The organism is Pseudomonas sp. TWI929, assembly GCF_039673335.1.
Lineage (GTDB): Bacteria > Pseudomonadota > Gammaproteobacteria > Pseudomonadales > Pseudomonadaceae > Aquipseudomonas.
In genome coordinates, this window is the sequence record NZ_JBDJLK010000171.1 from 1 (window position 1) to 1,536 (window position 1,536).

The 1,536-nt window shown below is 63.0% G+C and carries 1 protein-coding gene; it reads right to left on the minus strand.

Translation table 11 applies throughout. The annotated features are described in order from the left end of the window. Positions 1 to 1,532: glucose-6-phosphate isomerase (gene pgi / locus ABE456_RS28390; RefSeq protein ID WP_346646891.1), on the minus strand; the 1,532-nt coding region annotated here is incomplete at its 3' end. Positions 1,533 to 1,536: the final 4 nt, after the last annotated feature.

Below are 1,536 nucleotides of genomic sequence, written 5' to 3' on the forward strand. Positions count from 1 at the left end.
TGGTCGAAGGCGTTGATACCCCAGATCACGCTCTGCACGAACACCTTGTGCTCATACATCGCCACCAGCGCGCCCAGGCGGCGTGGGCTGATGCGTTCGACCACCAGGGTGTTGCTCGGGCGGTTGCCCGGGATCACCTTGTGTGGGGCCAGCTTTTCGATGTCCGCTTCGTTCAGGCCTTTGCCACGCAGCTCGGCTTCGGCTTCTGCGCGGGTTTTACCCAGCATCAGTGCCTGGCTTTGCGACAGGCAGTTGGCGTACAGCCACTGGTGATGGTCGGCCACCGGGTTGAAGCTGACCACCGGCACGATGAAGTCGGCCGGGATCAGCTGGGTGCCTTGGTGCAGCAGCTGGTGGTAGGCGTGCTGGCCGTTGCAACCGACACCGCCCCAGATCACCGGGCCGGTTTCGGTCTTCACCGGGCTACCGTCCTGCAGCACGCTCTTGCCGTTGGACTCCATGTCCAGCTGCTGCAGGTGCTTGGTGATGTTGCGCAGGTAGTGGTCGTACGGCAGGATCGCGTGGCTGCTGGCGCCCCAGAAGTTGCCGTACCACACGCCCAGCAGGGCCAGCAGTACCGGCATGTTCTTGTCGAACGGCGCGGTCTGGAAGTGCTGGTCCATGGTGTAGGCACCCGACAGCAGTTCCTTGAAGTTGGCGGTACCGATGGCCAGGGCGATTGGCAAACCGATGGCCGACCACAGCGAGTAGCGCCCGCCTACCCAGTCCCACATCGGGAAGATGTTCTCTTCGCGAATACCGAAGGCCACGGCAGCGGCCTTGTTGCTGGAAACCGCGATGAAGTGGCGGTATAGCTCGGCTTCCGAGCCGCCCTGGGCCAGGTACCAGGTGCGCGCGGCCATGGCGTTTTTCAGGGTCTCGAGGGTGTTGAACGACTTTGACGAGACGATGAACAGGGTGGTTTCGGCGCGCAGGTTGGCCGACAGCTCGTGGAACTCACTGCCGTCGATATTGGCCAAGTAGTGGCAGCGCACGCCGCGCTGGGCGTAGGGCAGCAGCGCTTCGGATACCAGCTCGGGGCCGAGGAACGAGCCGCCGATGCCGATGTTGACCACGTCGGTGATCGGCTTTTCGCTGTAGCCACGCCACAGCCCGTCGTGAATGCGGCCGACCAGTTCGGTGATCTGGTTGAGCACCTTGTGCACTTCCGGCATGACGTTCACGCCGTTGACGCTAAGTTTGTCACCCACGGGGCGGCGCAATGCAGTGTGCAGCACCGGGCGGCCTTCGGAGGCGTTGATGATTTCGCCGCTGAACATCGACTTGATGGCGTCCTGCAGGCCCACTTCGTTGGCCAGGTTGACCAGCAGCTCGCGGCTTTGCTCGGTAATCAGGTTTTTCGAGTAGTCGAGGAACAGGCCGCAGGAGCTCAGGGAGAACTGGTCGAAGCGCTTGGCATCGGCGGCGAACGCTTCGCGCATGCTGAAGCCTTGCATGGCGTCGCGGTGTTGCTGAAGCGCCTGCCAGGCGGGCAGGGCCGTCACATCATGGGGTGTACGGTAATACGCCATTGCG